Source organism: Mesorhizobium sp. CO1-1-11, assembly GCF_020164995.1.
Classification (GTDB): Bacteria; Pseudomonadota; Alphaproteobacteria; order Rhizobiales; family Rhizobiaceae; genus Mesorhizobium; species Mesorhizobium australicum.
On sequence record NZ_JAIUHE010000015.1, the window covers coordinates 70,420 to 86,312 of the forward strand.

The 15,893-nt window shown below is 63.2% G+C and carries 16 protein-coding genes; 9 read left to right on the forward strand and 7 right to left on the reverse strand.

Translation table 11 applies throughout. From position 1 onward, the window contains the following. The first annotated feature begins 21 nt into the window (after nt 1–21). Nucleotides 22–1,158 (forward strand): alpha-hydroxy acid oxidase, encoded by a 1,137-nt coding sequence (locus LB554_RS18840; RefSeq protein ID WP_015316498.1) that lies wholly within the window; start codon nt 22–24, stop codon nt 1,156–1,158. A gap of 34 nt (nt 1,159–1,192) precedes the next feature. Then, nucleotides 1,193–1,966 (forward strand): metallophosphoesterase, encoded by a 774-nt coding sequence (locus LB554_RS18845; protein ID WP_224586177.1) that lies wholly within the window; start codon nt 1,193–1,195, stop codon nt 1,964–1,966. A gap of 66 nt (nt 1,967–2,032) precedes the next feature. On the opposite strand, the gene LB554_RS29470 is transcribed toward LB554_RS18845, so the two are convergent. Further along, nucleotides 2,033–2,164 carry a hypothetical protein gene (locus LB554_RS29470; protein ID WP_013893872.1) on the reverse strand — a complete coding sequence of 44 codons (132 nt, stop codon included), beginning with the start codon at nt 2,162–2,164 and terminating at the stop codon, nt 2,033–2,035. A 289-nt stretch (nt 2,165–2,453) separates the two neighbouring features. After that, nucleotides 2,454–3,152, reverse strand: coding sequence for a type 1 glutamine amidotransferase (locus LB554_RS18850; RefSeq protein WP_224586273.1), 699 nt, complete (start codon nt 3,150–3,152; stop codon nt 2,454–2,456). 87 nt (nt 3,153–3,239) lie between these two features. On the opposite strand from LB554_RS18850, the gene LB554_RS18855 reads away from it, so the two are divergent. From LB554_RS18855 to LB554_RS18870, 4 genes are all read left to right on the forward strand, one after another. Then, entirely contained in the window at nt 3,240–3,887 is a 648-nt protein-coding gene (locus tag LB554_RS18855) for a hypothetical protein (protein ID WP_015316495.1), read from the forward strand. Nucleotides 3,888–3,918: 31 nt separating this feature from the next. Next, nucleotides 3,919–4,653 (forward strand): 16S rRNA (uracil(1498)-N(3))-methyltransferase, encoded by a 735-nt coding sequence (locus LB554_RS18860; protein ID WP_015316494.1) that lies wholly within the window; start codon nt 3,919–3,921, stop codon nt 4,651–4,653. Nucleotides 4,654–4,797: 144 nt separating this feature from the next. Then, the gene (locus LB554_RS18865) at nt 4,798–6,171 is read left to right on the forward strand and encodes a glutamate--cysteine ligase (RefSeq protein WP_224586178.1); all 1,374 of its coding nucleotides are present in this window, start codon (nt 4,798–4,800) and stop codon (nt 6,169–6,171) included. Nucleotides 6,172–6,261: 90 nt separating this feature from the next. After that, nucleotides 6,262–7,272 carry a DUF937 domain-containing protein gene (locus tag LB554_RS18870; RefSeq protein WP_224586180.1) on the forward strand — a complete coding sequence of 337 codons (1,011 nt, stop codon included), beginning with the start codon at nt 6,262–6,264 and terminating at the stop codon, nt 7,270–7,272. A 160-nt stretch (nt 7,273–7,432) separates the two neighbouring features. Here the strand turns inward: LB554_RS18870 and LB554_RS18875 are convergent, their stop codons facing one another. Continuing rightward, nucleotides 7,433–7,723, reverse strand: coding sequence for a DUF1127 domain-containing protein (locus LB554_RS18875; RefSeq protein ID WP_140614582.1), 291 nt, complete (start codon nt 7,721–7,723; stop codon nt 7,433–7,435). A 234-nt stretch (nt 7,724–7,957) separates the two neighbouring features. Here LB554_RS18875 and LB554_RS18880 point away from each other — a divergent pair, with 234 nt between their 5' ends. From LB554_RS18880 to LB554_RS18890, 3 genes are all read left to right on the forward strand, one after another. Then, complete coding sequence (locus LB554_RS18880) at nt 7,958–8,914, forward strand: LysR substrate-binding domain-containing protein (protein ID WP_140614583.1); 957 nt, start codon at nt 7,958–7,960, stop codon at nt 8,912–8,914. 72 nt (nt 8,915–8,986) lie between these two features. After that, nucleotides 8,987–10,618: an exodeoxyribonuclease VII large subunit gene (xseA, locus tag LB554_RS18885; RefSeq protein ID WP_224586182.1), complete on the forward strand. Its 1,632-nt coding sequence runs from the start codon at nt 8,987–8,989 to the stop codon at nt 10,616–10,618. Between the two features lie 4 nt (nt 10,619–10,622). Then, the gene (locus tag LB554_RS18890) at nt 10,623–11,741 is read left to right on the forward strand and encodes a P1 family peptidase (RefSeq protein WP_224586184.1); all 1,119 of its coding nucleotides are present in this window, start codon (nt 10,623–10,625) and stop codon (nt 11,739–11,741) included. Between the two features lie 64 nt (nt 11,742–11,805). Here LB554_RS18890 and LB554_RS18895 read toward each other — a convergent pair whose 3' ends face one another. The 4 genes from LB554_RS18895 to LB554_RS18910 form a co-directional block, all read right to left on the reverse strand. After that, on the reverse strand, nt 11,806–12,057 hold the full coding sequence (locus tag LB554_RS18895; protein WP_015316487.1) for a DUF768 domain-containing protein: 252 nt from the start codon (nt 12,055–12,057) through the stop codon (nt 11,806–11,808). A gap of 401 nt (nt 12,058–12,458) precedes the next feature. Next, the gene (locus LB554_RS18900) at nt 12,459–13,148 is read right to left on the reverse strand and encodes an SDR family NAD(P)-dependent oxidoreductase (RefSeq protein ID WP_224586186.1); all 690 of its coding nucleotides are present in this window, start codon (nt 13,146–13,148) and stop codon (nt 12,459–12,461) included. Nucleotides 13,149–13,432: 284 nt separating this feature from the next. Continuing rightward, a complete protein-coding gene (locus LB554_RS18905) occupies nt 13,433–14,452 on the reverse strand; it encodes an isopenicillin N synthase family dioxygenase (RefSeq protein WP_224586188.1) in 1,020 nt (339 codons plus the stop codon). Nucleotides 14,453–14,705: 253 nt separating this feature from the next. Further along, nucleotides 14,706–15,746 (reverse strand): ornithine cyclodeaminase, encoded by a 1,041-nt coding sequence (locus LB554_RS18910; RefSeq protein WP_140821123.1) that lies wholly within the window; start codon nt 15,744–15,746, stop codon nt 14,706–14,708. Nucleotides 15,747–15,893: the final 147 nt, after the last annotated feature.

A 15,893-nucleotide genomic window follows, 5' to 3' on the forward strand; every position in this document is an offset into this window, starting at 1 on the left:
TTCGATCAAGCGGGGACCATCATGAGCGACATTCTCACCATCGCAGACCTCAAGGATCTCGCGCGCCGGCGCGTGCCCAAGATGTTCTTCGACTATGCCGACTCCGGCGCCTGGACCGAGAGCACCTACCGGGCAAACGAGGAAGACTTCCAGAAGATCAAGTTCCGCCAGCGCGTGCTGGTCGACATGAGCAACCGCTCGCTGGAATCGACCATGATCGGCCAGAAAGTGTCGATGCCGGTGGCGCTTGCGCCGACAGGCCTGACCGGCATGCAGCACGCCGACGGCGAGATGCTGGCAGCGCAGGCGGCTGAGGAATTCGGCGTGCCGTTCACGCTTTCGACGATGAGCATCTGCTCGATCGAGGATGTCGCGTCGGTGACGAAGAAACCGTTCTGGTTCCAGCTCTATGTGCTGCGCGACAAGGATTTCGTCCTCAATTTGATCGACCGGGCGAAGGCGGCGAAGTGCTCGGCGCTGGTGCTGACGCTCGACCTGCAGGTCCTCGGCCAGCGCCACAAGGACGTCCGCAATGGGCTTTCGGCGCCGCCCAAGATGACGCTCGCCAACATCGCCAACATCGCTGTGCGGCCTGGCTGGTGGATGGGCATGGCTGGCACGAAGCGCCGTACCTTCCGTAACATCGTCGGCCATGCCAAGGGCGTCGGCGATGTGGCTTCGTTGTCGTCATGGACGACCGAACAGTTCGATCCGCACCTGTCGTGGAAGGACGTCGCCTGGATCAAGGAGCGCTGGGGCGGCAAACTGATCCTCAAGGGCATCCTCGACAAGGAGGACGCGCTGATGGCGGCCAACACCGGCGCCGATGCCATCATCGTTTCCAATCATGGCGGCCGCCAGCTCGACGGCGCATCGTCCTCCATCATGGCGCTGGAAGAGATCGCGGATGCGGTCGGCGACAGAATAGAAGTGCATATGGACGGTGGCATCCGCTCCGGCCAGGATGTGTTGAAAGCACTCTGCCTGGGCGCCAAAGGCACTTATATCGGCCGGCCGTTTCTTTACGGCCTGGGCGCGCTCGGCAAGGAAGGGGTTACCAAGGCGTTGGAAATCATCCGCAAGGAGATGGACATCACGCTGGCGCTGTGCGGAAAACGTCTGGTCACCGACATGGGCAAGGACCAACTCCGGCGCTAAGGCCGTGACATCTGACCACGGAGATATCAGAACCTTGGCGGAACCCGGCATCCATTTCCTCGACGCACGCGGGCCGGACGGCGTGCGTCTCTACGCGATCGGCGACGTGCATGGCCGGCTCGACCTGCTGGCCGCCATGCACGGACAGATCGAGGCCGAGATCGCCAGGGACCTGGTCGCGGACTGGCGCATCATCCATCTTGGCGACTATGTCGATCGAGGGCCCGACTCCAAGGGCGTCATCGACTTCCTGATCGAGGCGCGCGAACGCGATCAGCGAAACATGATGCTGGCCGGCAACCACGACCTCGGCTTTCTCGACTTTCTCGAGACACCCGACCCCGAAGGGCTCTTCATCCGTTTTGGCGGCATCCAGACCGCGCAATCCTATGGGGTGACGATCAACAACGGCAGCGGCATTTGGTTCGGCAAGGCCGAGTCAGCCATGCGCAAGGGCCACCAAGCCCTGCTCGCAGCCGTGCCGCAAAGTCATATCGACTTCCTGCGGTCGCTGCCGTTCTCGGTGACGTCAGGCGACTTCTTCTTCTGCCATGCCGGCATAAGGCCAGGCATTGCGCTGGAAAAACAGAATATCCAGGACCTGATCTGGATCCGTGACGTCTTCCACGATCACACCGGTCTCCTCCCGAAGATCGTGGTGCATGGCCACACGCCGGTCCCCGAGGCGGAAGTGATGGCCAACCGCGTCAATGTCGACACGCTTGCCTGGCAGTCAGGCATGCTTACCGCGCTCGTCGTGGACGGCGCGGACAAACGCATCCTGGAAATGTCGATAAAGGAACCTTGAGGCTCCGGCGCCCAAGGGCGCGAGGATACTGGCGCGAGGGATACTGGCGCGAGGAATGCCTGGGCTTTAGCGCAGGGAGGCGGTGACACCGTAGCCGTCGACCGCATTGTGGTTGTTGGCGGCATCGGCGGCATAGATGCCAAGGCCGCAAAGCACGATGGCGGACAGCATGGCAAAGGACAGAAGAGCTGCTTTCACGGAGGTCATCTCTTGTTGAGCTTTCTGCATCTGTGCACGAGGCGGTTACCAATGCGTTGAAACGGAAAAATCGCTTCAAAGTTTCGACGATTTCGCGCTTCTAGGCGTGTTCTGTATCGATGGTGTGTCGCACGGGTCACACAAAAGGTTCATCCCGGTTGCACAGCCGACATAGCGCGCGCCTTCTAGGATAGCGGGTGGACACAAGCCAAGGATGAAAGGGTTTTCCCCAGACGGATTCCGTCCCACGTGCCAATTATGTCACGCGGTAGGACGCGGAAGCGAATGCTCAGATCGTCGCCACCCAGGCACGGGCGATGGCGAGGCCGGCAGCATCGGCGTCAGGGCCATTGCGGGCCATTTCGTCCTCGAGCTCGCCGGCCCAGTCGGGATGGCGCGCGGCAATGGTCGGGGCGAAGGAGGAACTCCAGTCCTTCACCAGCGGCCGGTCGGCCTCGAAATGGAACTGGAAGCCGTAGACGGCGCGGCCGACGCGAAACGCCTGGTTTTCGGCGACATCGTTGCCGGCGAGCCGCACGGCGTCTTTCGGCAGCTCGAATGTATCGTCGTGCCACTGGAAGATCGGGAATGTTTCCGGCAGTGCAGACAGCACTGGGTCGGCCTTGGCATCCGGGGTCAACGACACGCCGCGCCAGCCGAATTCATTGGCGCCGCCAATGCGGTTTTCGCCGCCAAAGGCGCGGGCGACGAGTTGACCCCCGAGACAGATGCCGAGCACCGCGCGGTCCTTGCCGGCAAAATCGCGGGTCAGTTCCAGCAGCGCCGGGAAATAGGGATAGTCTTCGTCGTCCAGTGCATTCTGGCCACCGCCGAGCACCACCATGGCATCATGGCCGGTTGCGTCCCGTGGCAGCGCATCACCCTTGTAGGGAAGGCGCACATCGAGATCGGCACCCGCTTCCGCGAGCGCCGCGCCAACCTGGCCAAGGCCGGTATTGTCGAAGTTCTGGACCACCAGCACCCGCATGGCAAACCCTGCTGACATGAAAATGAGGAAACCAGCGATATCATGCCGCCAGTATCGCAGCCAAGATGCGTATCCCAGGAGAAAACCATGCCACTGCAGAACCGGGTCGATCCGTTCGGCGCCATTCATGCCGTGCCGGAGCGCGGCCTGTTCACCGGCAATCGCGGCATCATCCACGACCCCGCGACAAAGACGCTCCTGAAAAAGCGCTGGGCGCTTCAGGCCTGGATCATCTGCGTGTGCCAATTCCGCAATGTGCGGCGCGAGCCGATGGGCCGCAACCGGGCCGATGGCAAGGCCGGCTGGACCGAACTGTTCTTCCTCGACGAGGTGACGGCGCTCGCCGCCGGGCATCGTCCCTGCTTCTTTTGCCAGCGCGAACGAGCCAGGGATTTTGTCAGGCGCTTCGGCCAAGCCTTCGTCATTGCCGAGCCGCGCGCGCCGCAGGTGGACAAACGGCTGCACAAGGAGCGGTTGGCGTCGGGTGGCAAACGGCCTGCGGTCGCGATGGACGCGCTTGCCCGCCTGCCCGACGGCGCGATGATCGCAACCGGCGGCAGCACCTACGCCTTGTGCCACGGCAAGGCGTTGCCATGGTCTTTTGCCGGATACGGCCCGCCTACCAGCCTGGGTCGGTTCGAGGACGAGACGCTGGTGCTGCTGACCCCGGAAACGACGGTTGCCATCCTGCGTCACGGCTTTCAGCCTGTGTGGCATCCCTCCGCCAAGGCTTGACGCCGGCGGCCGCCTCGCCCATTCCTCGGCCATGCGCGCCAACTACAAGATGCAACGTCTGTTCGTGCCCGACGACCTCGGACTGGACATCGAGGTCGAACCCGGCCAGCAGCAGAGCCATTATCTCCTGCATGTGCTGCGGCTCGCCGAAGGCGCCGAGATCCTTGTCTTCAATGGCCGCGACGGCGAGTGGTCGGCCGCGATATCAGCGAAATCGAAGCGCTCGGTGCGGCTGAAAGTGCTGGCGCTGCAAAGGCCGCAGCCGCCTTTGCCTGACCTGGTCTATTGCTTCGCACCGCTGAAGCAGGGCCGGCTGGATTATCTCGTGCAGAAGGCGGTCGAGATGGGCGCCGGCGTCCTGCAGCCGGTCATCACCCAGCACACGCAGGTGGCCAAGCCGTCGCTCGATCGCCTGCGCGCCAATGTCGTCGAGGCCGCCGAACAATGCGGCATCCTGGCGGTGCCGGAGGTTCGCGACGCGGAAAAATTCGAGCGCCTGCTGACCGGCTGGGACAAGGAACGCCGGTTGATCTTCTGCGACGAGGACGCCTCGACCAACAACCCACTGCCAGCATTGCAGACGGTGAAGGAGAAGAAGCTCGCCCTGCTGGTCGGGCCCGAGGGCGGCTTTTCCGACGAGGAGCGCAAGATGCTGCGCGCGCTTCCCTTCGTGACCGCCATTCCGCTCGGGCCGCGTATCCTGCGTGCCGACACGGCGGCCGTGGCAGCGCTTGCGGTGATGCAGGCAACAATCGGCGACTGGTAGTGCTCTGTCTCTTGCAAGAGGTGCTTGCTGGGCGTGGCCTTCAATTCCTCTTGACCTGTGGCTCAGGATTTTTCGCTTGATCGGCTACTGACATTTCGTCCATTTAGCGCCGGCGGTGGTCCAACCGCCTTTGAGGGCTTGAGAATGGCGCGCGACACAACCGATTTCCGGCCCATCGAAGGCATAGACGAGCTTGTCGAGCACCTGGCCGAAGGCAACAAGCCGCGCGAAAAATGGCGCATCGGCACCGAGCACGAGAAATTCCCGTTCTATGTCGATGGCAACGCACCGGTGCCCTATGGTGGTGAACGCGGCATCCGCGCCATCCTTGAAGGCATGCAGAATAAGCTTGGCTGGGATCCGATCATGGATGACGGCCGCATCATCGGCTTGGTCGAACCGACGGGCCAGGGGGCAATTTCGCTCGAGCCCGGCGGCCAGTTCGAGCTTTCCGGCGCGCCGCTGGAGACGATCCACCAGACCTGCCGCGAGGGCAACGCCCATCTGGCGCAGGTGCGCGAGATCGCCGAGCCGATGGGCATCCGCTTCCTCGGCCTCGGCGGCAGCCCGAAATGGTCGTTGGCCGAGACACCGAAAATGCCGAAGTCGCGCTATGAGATCATGACGCGCTACATGCCCAAGGTCGGCACCAAGGGCCTCGACATGATGTACCGCACCTGCACGATCCAGGTGAACCTCGACTTCGAGAGCGAGGCCGACATGCGCCGCAAGATGCAGGTGTCGCTGAAGCTGCAGCCGCTGTCGACCGCACTGTTCGCCAACTCGCCCTTCACCGACAGCCGGCCGAACGGGCTGCAGAGCTGGCGCGGCGACATCTGGCGCGACACCGACAACCAGCGCTCGGGCCTGCTCGAATTCTGCTTCTCGCCCGATTTCGGTTTCGCCAACTATGTCGAATGGGCACTCGACGTGCCGATGTATTTCGTCATTCGCGATGGCCGTTATCACGACATGACGCATATCACCTTCCGCCAGTTCATGGCCGGGGCCGCGCGCAATGAAGTGCCGGACGGGCTGCCGACGATGGGCGACTGGGCCAACCATCTGTCGACGCTGTTCCCGGACGTGCGGCTCAAGCGTTTCCTTGAAATGCGCGGCGCCGATGGCGGTCCCTGGCGGCGCATCTGCGCGCTGCCGGCCTTCTGGGTCGGGCTGCTCTACGACGAGGCGGCACTCGACGCGGCCGAGGCATTGACGTCGAGCTGGACCTACAAGGAAGTGCTGGCCATGCGCAACGCCGTGCCGGAACTCGGCATCGCCGCGCCCTTCCGCAACACGACGTTGCGCGAGGTCGCCCGCGACGTCATGGCCATTTCGCGCACCGGGTTGAAGAACCGCGGCAAGAAGAACCGTGACGGCTACGACGAAACCTCGTTCCTCAACACGCTCGACGAGGTCGTGGCGCGCGGCACCACCAGTGCGGAGGAGATGCTGTCGGCCTACCACACGCGCTGGGGCGGCTCGATCGAGCCGGTGTTCATGGAGTATGCCTATTAACCGCGAGCCATGGCGGGTGGCAAAAGTAACTTCAATCGGGCGCTGAAACGAATTAGGCTCTCTTTCGAGGATTTCCCGGAGGAGAAGCCGATGCCTACCTTGTTCGACATGCTGGCGCAGGCCCAGAACGGCAACGGCATGCAGGCACTTGCCCAGCAATACGGGCTTTCGCTGCAGCAGACGCAGGCGGCGGTCGCCGCACTGCTGCCAGCCTTTTCACAAGGGTTGCAACGCAACACCGCCGATCCCTATGGGCTCGGCGCCTTCATGACGGCGATGGCAAGCGGCCAGCACGCCAAATATTTCGAGGACGCCACGCGCGCCTTCTCGCCGCAAGGCGTCGACGAGGGCAACGGCATTCTGGGACATCTGTTTGGTTCGAAAGACCTGTCGCGCGCCGTGGCCAGCCAGGCCGCGCAGGCGAGCGGCGTCAGCCAGCAGATCTTGCAGCAGATGCTGCCTGCTATCGCCTCGATGGTAATGGGCGGACTGTTCAAGCAGACGACAAACCAGATGCAGGCAGCGGCTGGTCTTGGCGGCGGCGGCAACAATCCACTGGGCGAGATCATCGAGCAGATGATGCGACAAGGCGGCACGCCGGCGCCGCAACAGCGCCAGGCGCCACCGCCTCAGAACCCCATGGATAACCCGCTCGGCAAGGTCTTGCAGGACATGTTCGGTGGCGGCTCACCGCAGCCGCAAAGCCAGCCGCAGCCGGCGCCCAACCCCTATGGCGACAATCCGCTCGGCAAGGTGCTGCAGGACATGTTCGGTGGCGGCGCGCCGCAGCAACCACAAAGCCGGCCCCAGTCCCAGCAGACACAGAGCCCCTACGGCGACAACCCGCTGGGGAAAATCTTCGAGGAGATGCTGCGGCAAGGTGGAGGCGGCGGCCTCGGGATGCCCGGCGGGCAGCCGGCGCCGCAACCGCAGCAGAGCCAGGCACCACAGCCCCAAGCCAATCCGAGCGGACGGCCACGGAACCCGTTCGACGACATTTTCGGCAAGATGTTCCAGACCGGAGCCCAGCAGCGCGACGAATACCAGAAGGGCGTGGAAACGATCTTCGACCAGTTCAAGCGAGACATGGACCGGCGGTAGTCGCCCGGCCTTCGGTAAACCTTAAAGGAAAAGCCCGGTCCTTGGGAGGACCGGGCAGCGTGCAGGCAGGCCGGCGGGGAGCCGGCAGGGAGTGGGGAGCCTGCAGAACCTTGGTCGCGCTGAACCGTGAAAGGGTTCAACGCAACCGAAGCTGAACCAATCAGGCCACCTTGCGGGCGATTTCCTCGATCGTTTCGACGCGATCGCTGGTAATTTCACGCAGGATTACCGTGGGATCGCGGCCAAACGGCACGTCGATGGCGACACAAAGGTCGGCGCGCGTCAGGCCGATATCGGCGAGTTCTGCATCCGACATCTCGCCAAGGCGGTAGAAGGCGCGGCGGTTTTTCCAGGCGCGGTAGGTGTTGGAGACAATGTTGGCCACGCGCGTCGCAACAGCCGGACGCGAGGTGATGCGCGAGGTCTCGGTGGCGAAATCGATCGTGGTCATGTCGGTCTCCTTCAGACTCGAACGGACGAAACCCGACGATCGGCGCTGGCGACAGCGGCCGTTCCGGTCTCAAATACAATTTTAGAAATGCATGTCGTCGTCTCAAAACCGGTGTCCACTTTTGGGCGACATGCATGGCTTTCATTTGGACAATGCCAATTTGCCATCGACCGATTGATTAATCCAACGAATGTTTCTAATCTTTAATATCAACAGCAGTGATGGATTGGACCGATGAAAGCGCCGCTCGATCTCGATCAATTGCAGACCTTCATCTCGATTGCCGATACCGGCAGCTTCACCCGCGCTGCGGAAGAAGTGCACCGCACCCAGTCGGCGGTGTCGATGCAGATGCGCCGGCTGGAGGAGCGGATCGGCAAGCCGCTGTTCGAGAAGGAGGGGCGCTCGAACAGGCTGACGGAGGAAGGCGACAAACTGCTCTCCTACGCAAGGCGATTGCTCTATCTCAACCGCGAAACGCTCGCCGCCTTCGACGACCAGCGGCTCGAAGGTACCATCCGCATCGGCACCCCTGACGACTATGCCGACCGTTTCCTGCCCGAGATCATGGCACGGTTCACGCGCTCCAATCCGCGCGTCGAACTGACCGTCATCTGCGAACCGACCCCGGGGCTGGTCGAGCACATCAAGCGCGGCAATCTCGACCTGGCGCTGGTGACGCACAATGATGTGCGCGGCCAGTCGGAGGTGGTGCGGCGTGAACCGCTGCTCTGGGTCTCCTCGGCCAACCATGCGACGCATGAACAGGAGACGCTGCCGATGGCCTTCGGCCGGCCGAACTGCATCTGGAGGCGCGCCGCGGTCGACGTGTTGGACCAGCAGAACCGCGACTACCGGATCCTGTTCACCAGTTTCTCGGCGACCGTGATCACCGCCGCCGTGCTGTCGGGGCTGGCGATCTCGGTGCTGCCGGAATGCGCGCTCAGGCCCGGCATGCGGGTGCTGGGCGAGGCGGACGGCTTCGGCGCCCTGCCCGACTGCCGCATCGGCATCATGCGCGGCCAGACCTCGCGGCCGGAGATCGTCGATGCGCTTGCCCGCCACATCTCGGAAAGCCTGGACAACATCTCCGTGCCGCTCGGCGAGGAGACGGGAACGTTCGATTTCGCGGCCCTCGCCTTCGCCAAGATGAAGCGAAGCAAGCCGAACCAGATCCTGCCGGGCTGGTAAAAACCGGGTCATGACTATCGGGCCTGACACGGCCGCCTTGACGTCGGCGTCCAACCGGCCCCCAATCGACCGATGAGCGAAGCAGCATCCGAATCACGCACCAACGCCACCGAATACACGGTGAGCGAAATATCAGGCGCGCTGAAGCGCACGGTCGAGGACGTCTTCGGCAATGTGCGCGTGCGCGGCGAAATCTCAGGTTATCGTGGGCCGCATTCCTCCGGCCATGCTTATTTCGCGCTCAAGGACGACCGTGCGCGGCTCGACGCCGTGGTCTGGAAAGGCACGATGAGCCGGCTGAAATTTCGTCCCGAGGAAGGGATGGAGGTGATCGCCACCGGCAAGCTCACCACCTATCCCGGCAAGTCCAATTACCAGATCGTCATCGACAATCTCGAGCCGGCCGGCGCCGGGGCGCTGATGGCGCTGCTGGAGGAGCGCAAACGCCGGCTGCAGGCGGAGGGGCTTTTCGATGCGGTGCGCAAACGCCGGCTGCCGTTCATGCCACGCGTCATCGGCGTGGTCACCTCGCCGACCGGCTCGGTCATCCGCGACATCATCCATCGCATCAAGGACCGCTTTCCACTGCATGTGCTGGTCTGGCCCGTGCGGGTTCAAGGTGACACGGCGAGTGCGGAAGTGACCAGTGCCGTCACCGGTTTCAACGCGCTGGCATGGGACAGCCCCATTCAGCGCCCCGATCTGCTGATCGTGGCGCGCGGCGGCGGCAGCCTGGAAGATCTGTGGGGCTTCAACGACGAGGCACTCGCCCGCGCGGTCGCCGCCTCGGGCATTCCGGTGATTTCGGCTGTCGGCCACGAAACCGACTGGACGCTGATCGACCTTGTCGCGGATGTGCGGGCGCCGACACCGACGGGCGCGGCCGAAATCGCCGTGCCGGTGAAGGCTGACCTCGAAGCGACGCTGGCCAGCCTCGGCGCGCGGCTCAAGGCCGCCGTCTTGCGCAATTTCGAGCGCAAGCGGCAGGCAGCCCGTGCGGCGGCGCGTGCGATGCCCTCGCCCGATCAATTGCTGGCGCTGCCGCGCCGGCGCCTGGACGAGGCGACATCGAGGCTCGGTCGTGGCCTGATGGTTTCCACCGAGCGCAAGCGGGCGCGATTCTTCGCTGTAAAATTGACGCCGGCAATGCTGTCGCAGCGGATTGCCGAAGCGCGGCGCACCAACGACCGTAGCCTTTTGCGGGCGCAAGGGGCGCTGCGCGCTCTGGCCAGAAGCCGGCGCGCGGAGCTCAATCGTGCCGCGGATCAGTTGCCAAAATGCGCCAAGGCATCGCTGCAGCGGCACAGACAGCAATTGGCTTTGCTGCAGGGCCGCATCACGATCGAGCCGACAGCCCGGCGCCAACGTGTGCAGAGGGATCTTCTGACGGCTTTGACGAGACGCGGCGGCCAGGCGATGCTGCTCAGGCTGGAGCGGTTGCGCGGCCGCATCGTCCAGGCCGACCGGCTGATGGCGACGCTTTCGCACAAGGCCGTCCTGGCGCGCGGCTTCGCGCTGGTGAAGGACGCCGACGGCGCGGTCATCAAGCAGGCCGCCGACGTGGTGTCGGGGATGGCGCTGTCGCTGGAGTTCGCCGATGGCACGGCGGATGCGGTGGCAACCAGTGGCGCGGCGCGGCCAAAGCCCGTAGCCAGACCGGCGGCAAAGGCGAAGGAACCCGGCAATCAGGGATCCTTGTTCTAAGAGCATGATCGACAATCCGCACCATCTGGCAACGCCGTCCGGCAAGCCGCGCGCGCGAAGCTTCGCTATCGGCTTCGACGGAACGCCCGGGCCGTTCAACGCGATCACCGACGTGCCCGGCATCGCTGTAGGCTATGCGACGCTGATATCGGGCGATGGTCCGCTTATCGTCGGCAAGGGGCCGGTGCGCACCGGCGTGACCGCAATCCTGCCGAGGCCGCGCGCCGAATTGGCCACCCCGGTCTTCGCCGGCATTTTCAGCCAGAACGGCAATGGCGAGATGACCGGCTCGCACATCATCGAGGAAACCGGCGCCTTCAACTTCCCGATTACCATCACCAACACGCATTCCTGCGGTGTTTCGCGTGACGGCACGCTGCGCTGGATGAACCGGGTGCTGCCGGCCGCGATCGACAGCGCCTGGGGGCTGCCGGTGGCGGCGGAGACTTATGACGGATTTCTCAACGACATCAACGGCCACCATCTAACGTCGGAGCACGTCGCCGACGCCCTTGACGGCGCCGCCGGCGGACCGGTCGAGGAAGGCAGCGTCGGCGGCGGCACCGGCATGATCACCTTCGGCTTCAAGGCAGGGTCCGGCACGGCCTCGCGCATCGTCGCATGGCAGGGGCGCACCTACACGGTCGGCGCCTTCGTGCAGTCGAATTTCGGCAAGCGGCATAATTTCACCATTCGCGGCCTGCGCGCCGGGCCCGAACTCACCGAACCGGCGATCCGCGAAGCCACGTCGCGCGCGGAAAAGGGCTCAATCATCGCCGTCATCGCGACCGACGCGCCTTTCCTGCCGCATCAGATGAAGCGATTGGCGCGCCGTGTGCCGCTCGGCGTCGCCTTGACGGGCGGCTTCGGCTATCACAGTTCGGGCGATATCTTCCTCGCCTTCTCGACGGCCAATCCCGCCGCGGCGCTGGGGCTGTCCGGCCGCATCGCCAGCGCCGATTTCATCCCCGATACAGACATCGACCCGTTCTTCGATGCGGTGATTCAGACGGTGGAGGAATCCATCCTCAACGCTCTTATCGCCAATGACGACATGACCGGGCGCGACGGCAATTTCGTGCCGGCGCTGCCAAAGGCCTGGCTGGAAGAAAAGTTTGGCTGAGAGGAATGGCTGAGACGAAAACGCGGGCCGAAGCCCGCGCGTTTCGAACAGGTTTGACCCGCAGTTATTCCGCGGCTTTGCTTGAGGCCTGCTGGTTTTCGTCGGCCTCGGCCGCTTCCTCGAGCCGGGAAGCGATCAATTCCTGGATGTCGCCGACTTCCTCCTGGATGTCCTCCAAGGGTATGCCGACCTCGGCCGCCTTGGCGGCGCATTCGCGGGCCAACGTCTCGGCCTGCTTCTCGATCCTGGCGTGGGACTGGCAATGGACCTTTTCGCCGATCCATCCCCGCAAGAACTCGATCGCGTGTTCACTCATACTGCTGTTCCCTGGCGGCAAAGCCGGTTGGTAATCATAAGCGTCGGCATCCCGCGAAGGATGCATATTCCCATTCGAGCCGAGTCGCGGCCAGCCGGCAAGCCGAAGCCGTCCAGGGTCCACAGAGCCGAAGGAAATCGAGGGGTGAAGAACATTTTCTGATTCTGAAGGACTGTACCGTTGGCGGGGTCTTCCCGCTCCGAGTAATTGCTTCTACCTTTTACGGCTTCCAGTCCGCTTCTTAATCTCAATGGCTGTCGCTACAGCCGCCTTATGACGTTGCGCTTCAAGGCGTGAGCCCGCGAAGCCGCCGCTATATAGTGACATCCTCATCCGATGTCGACTCTCCTCAAGGTCCGTGCAGACGAGCCATGCAAAAGTCGCATGGATCGCTGATCCAGTCAGAAATTTTCGACCCACGGCCTGAGTTCCATTTCCCAGGTCCAGGCGCTGCGGTGCTGGCGGTGGATGGCGAGATAGGCCTCTGCGATCGCATCCGGAGACAGCCGGCGATCCTGCGGCCCAGGCTCCTGTCCGGAAGCGGCCGAAGCAATGGCGCCGTCGATGATGAAATGCGCAACGTGGATGTTCTTGGGCGCCAGTTCGCGGGCCATGGATTGCGCCAGCCCGCGCAATCCGAATTTGGGCATCGCAAAGCCGGCGGAGCCGGCGAACCCCTTCACACTTGCTGTCGCTCCGGTGAAGAGGATCGACCCCGCCCCTTGAGCGATCAGCCGGCGGGCCGCCTGTTGAGCTACCAGGAACCCGCCATAGGCCCCGACCAGCAAAGCCTGTCGGACAGCCTCGGGATCGAGTTCGGCTATTGGACCGCGAGCGCGGCCGCCGGCGTTGAAAATCACAAGGGAAAGCGGGCCAGCCTTGTCCGCGATATCGAACAGATGCTCGACCGATGCCGGATCCGAGACATCCGTCGCCACGGCTTGCGCGCCGGCTTGCGCTTGCAAGGCATCGAGCTTCTCGATGTTTCGGGCGGCCAGGACGACATGGAACCCTTCCCTGGCGAGAAGACGCGCGAGCGAGGCGCTCAATCCGGAGCCCGCTCCGGCAATCACGGCGACGTTGGATGTCATGAGACCCTCTCCTCTTCCAGTGATTGCAACGGTCGGCGCGTGTTGAACTCTGCCGGATCGGCGCCGCACCGGCAACACGCAGGGCGAAAAGAAAAATGGCCGGGCGCGAAACGGCCCGGCCAAAAAAAGAAGGTCATAACCTTCAGAGGGGAACACCGCTCAGTGAAATGGGAGGAAAACACCGAACGGTTGTTCCTTTTTGAGCCGATTCCCCGAGGGATACGACGAATGATTTTCTAAGAATCGGTCCGAACGGCAAAATCCCGTTCTTTCTCGTCCAAGACTCAGCCGGCCCGGCTTTCCGGCTCGAGCAGATCCACATAGTGGCGCCGAGCGACGTCGGGATGCGAGCGCAGCCGGCTTTTCAGCACATTGGTTCCGACATCGCGAAACAGCGGATTGTCCGGATCGCTGGCCGGCCCGCGCGCCTGCGCCGCCAGATCCTCGGAAAGGCTAAGCATCGGTATCGTCGCATCGAGCCTGGCGCTGAAGAAGAACGGCACCGAAATGCGTTCAATGCCGGCCGCCGGCGTCACGACACGATGCACGGTCGCCCGCAAATAGCCGTTTGAGGCCAGTTCGAGCAATTCGCCGATGTTGACGACGAGCGTACCGGGAATGGGGTCCACATCCACCCAGCTTCCGTCATAGTCGACCTGCAGCCCCTTATTGTCATCCTGAAGCAACAACGTCAGGAAACCGCCATCCTTGTGCGCGCCGACACCCTGGTCATCGCCGGTCGCCTCTCGGCCGGGATAGCGCACGATTTTCATGCGGTGGTTTGGCTGCTCGCGGTAGATCGGGTCGAAAGCGTCCTCGGGTTGATCGAGCGACAGCGCGAAGGCTTTCAACAGCCTGATGGCCACTGCTGTTGCCTTGGCCTGCCATGCCAGCAGGGCGGGTTTGAGTTCCGGCAACGCAGCGGGCCACTGGTTCGGCCCCTGCAGCCGCGTCCAGGCGGGAATTCCTGGCCCTTGCGCTATGGGCTGACGCTCGACGCCGATGTCGAGCTGTTCGCGCCAATCGGCCTTGCCCTTGGTCAGCTCGCCGCCGGCGCGGGTATAGCCACGGAACTGCGGGGATTTCACCATTTCGATCGCGAGCTTGTCGGCCTCGGCCAAGGCAAAGAAGCGGCGCGACGCGGTGAGCACTTCACTGATTTCCGCCCACGAAATGCCATGTCCGGCCAGGTAGAAAAAGCCGATGTCGCGCGACGCGGAACGCAGATCCGCCAGAAATGTCCGGCGTTCCGACGCGCCTTGTTCAAAGCGGCTCAAGTCGAGCACGGGTACTATTCTGGGCATATCAGGCTCCTTTCCCGGCTTTGTGCGGATGTTACCGTCCGCAAACCAGGACTGTTGGACAGGCGTGCACTTTTCGGCGGTCACACCCGCCGGCAATGCCTGCAAGTGTCATCGACTCCAGATTGCCAAGAAAGAAACGATCGGCCCTTCGAGACCGCCGCGATGAACAATTTTTGCGCGCGCGCCGGCAAGCTGACAATGACCGCGATCATTCGCGCAGATACGGACCGCCAGCAGGCGCGCGACCTCCACGCTATTGGGCTGCCCTGAGCAGCATGCCGAACAGGTCGCGTGGCTCGTCGGGGTCGGCGAGCATATCGAGCTCCTGGTACAGGCCGGTCGACCTCAGTTGATCCCTGACATAGCGCAACGCCGAAAAGTCCTCGATAGCGAAACCCACCGAATCGAACAGCGTGATCTGGCCGGCGTCGCGCCGGCCCTCAACGGCGCCGGTGACCACCTGCCACAGCTCAGTCACCCGATGATCCGGCGCGAGCTGCTGGATCTCGCCTTCGATGCGGGTCTGCGGCGGGTATTCGACGAAAATGTCGGAGCGCAGCAGGATGTCGCGGTGCAGTTCGGTCTTGCCGGGGCAGTCGCCGCCAACGGCGTTGATATGTACGCCCGAGCCGATCATGTTGTCGGTCAGGATGGTGGCGTACTGCTTGTCGGCGGTGACGGTGGTGATGATGTCCGCACCCTCAACCGCTTCCTGCGCGCTCGTGCAGGCCGTCATGTCGAAGCCGAGGCCGGCGAGATTGCGAATGCATTTCTGTGTTGCCGAACGGTCGATGTCGTAAAGCCGCAGCCTGTCGACGCCGAGCAGTGCCTTGAAGGCCAGCGCCTGGAACTCAGCCTGGGCGCCGTTGCCTATCAGCGCCATGCAGCGGGACTCGGCCGGCGCCAAGTGCTTCGCGGCAAGGGCCGACATGGCCGCCGTGCGCAGTGCGGTCAGAATGGTCATCTCGGACAGCAACACGGGATAGCCGTTGTGGACGTCGGCCAGCATGCCGAAGGCAGTCACGGTCTGGCGGCCCTCGCGCATGTTCTTGGGATGACCATTGACATATTTGAAACCATAGACCTCGCCGTCGCTGGTCGGCATCAACTCGATAACGCCCTCGGCGCTGTGCGAAGCGACGCGCGGGGTCTTGTCGAACAGCTCCCAGCGGCGGAAGTCGTCCTCGATATAGCCGGCGAGCTCAACCAGGAACCGCTCGACGCCGATCCTGAGCACGAGCTTCATCATATTGTCGACGCTGACGAACGGCACGATGTTGAGATTGGGTATCATTTGTTCCTTGCCGGTACACCAGTCAGCCCTGGCGATGCGGGTTGTAAACCTTCATCATCGTCGGCAGTCTCGGAAAATATGTCAATACCTCTTCATTATTGACCATAATTAAAATATCTGAAATAGACTCGACACAGCATATATTTC

Bases quoted from the DNA above. Each gene is read 5' to 3' on its own strand.
- LB554_RS18865 (WP_224586178.1), top strand. From the start codon at position 4,798: ATGGCGCGCGACACAACCGATTTCCGGCCCATCGAAGGCATAGACGAG.
- LB554_RS18850 (WP_224586273.1), bottom strand. From the start codon at position 3,152: ATGCGGGTGCTGGTGGTCCAGAACTTCGACAATACCGGCCTTGGCCAG.
- LB554_RS18840 (WP_015316498.1), top strand. From the start codon at position 22: ATGAGCGACATTCTCACCATCGCAGACCTCAAGGATCTCGCGCGCCGG.
- LB554_RS18880 (WP_140614583.1), top strand. From the start codon at position 7,958: ATGAAAGCGCCGCTCGATCTCGATCAATTGCAGACCTTCATCTCGATT.
- LB554_RS18870 (WP_224586180.1), top strand. From the start codon at position 6,262: ATGCCTACCTTGTTCGACATGCTGGCGCAGGCCCAGAACGGCAACGGC.
- xseA (WP_224586182.1), top strand. From the start codon at position 8,987: ATGAGCGAAGCAGCATCCGAATCACGCACCAACGCCACCGAATACACG.
- LB554_RS18875 (WP_140614582.1), bottom strand. From the start codon at position 7,723: ATGACCACGATCGATTTCGCCACCGAGACCTCGCGCATCACCTCGCGT.
- LB554_RS18855 (WP_015316495.1), top strand. From the start codon at position 3,240: ATGCCACTGCAGAACCGGGTCGATCCGTTCGGCGCCATTCATGCCGTG.
- LB554_RS18890 (WP_224586184.1), top strand. From the start codon at position 10,623: ATGATCGACAATCCGCACCATCTGGCAACGCCGTCCGGCAAGCCGCGC.
- LB554_RS18905 (WP_224586188.1), bottom strand. From the start codon at position 14,452: ATGCCCAGAATAGTACCCGTGCTCGACTTGAGCCGCTTTGAACAAGGC.
- LB554_RS18910 (WP_140821123.1), bottom strand. From the start codon at position 15,746: ATGATACCCAATCTCAACATCGTGCCGTTCGTCAGCGTCGACAATATG.
- LB554_RS18900 (WP_224586186.1), bottom strand. From the start codon at position 13,148: ATGACATCCAACGTCGCCGTGATTGCCGGAGCGGGCTCCGGATTGAGC.
- LB554_RS18860 (WP_015316494.1), top strand. From the start codon at position 3,919: ATGCGCGCCAACTACAAGATGCAACGTCTGTTCGTGCCCGACGACCTC.
- LB554_RS18895 (WP_015316487.1), bottom strand. From the start codon at position 12,057: ATGAGTGAACACGCGATCGAGTTCTTGCGGGGATGGATCGGCGAAAAG.